Genomic DNA, 520 nt, shown 5'->3' on the forward strand with positions numbered 1-520 from the left:
GTTGGTAAAGCTCAGCGTGTCGATACGGGCGTCGATATCGGCAACTATGTAGTCTTTGTACTGATCGAGCCCACCAGACAGGTCGTACAGATTGTCATTGCGGCCAAGTTTGCGCATCACGCGCTTGATACCACTGCTCTGTTTTATCTCCATCTCGACCCGAGCCACGGGCGATTTGGTCGAGACATCGATGTCCTGCAGAAACAGATAAGCATTGGTCCCGGTCAAGCCTTTGACCGTAATACCGCGCACGCTGATCTTTTTCACCAGTTTCTGGTTGTAAGCATCAAGCGCGTCGTGGCGGTGGATTTTGTTGTACTCGGTTTTGTGCGTAGCCGAGTAGCGCACAATCATCAACGGATTAAACTCGCTAAAGGACGCCAGCGTCTTGGCCCCTTCCATCTTCTGCGGCTCATCGAGAAACAAAATCGGTCGGTTAGCCTTGATTACGTCTATAGGGCGGCGCGACTGAAAGTCATCCAGCTCTTCATAGATCCGCCGCTGATCAGCACCACGAGCG

General features: G+C 52.5%; 1 pseudogene. It reads right to left on the reverse strand.

The window, feature by feature from the left end:
* Window positions 1–520: pseudogene (locus NRB16_RS29285) on the reverse strand (restriction endonuclease subunit R); the annotation flags it as partial.

It is taken from the genome of Pseudomonas sp. LJDD11 (assembly GCF_024584215.1).
GTDB lineage: Bacteria > Pseudomonadota > Gammaproteobacteria > Pseudomonadales > Pseudomonadaceae > Aquipseudomonas.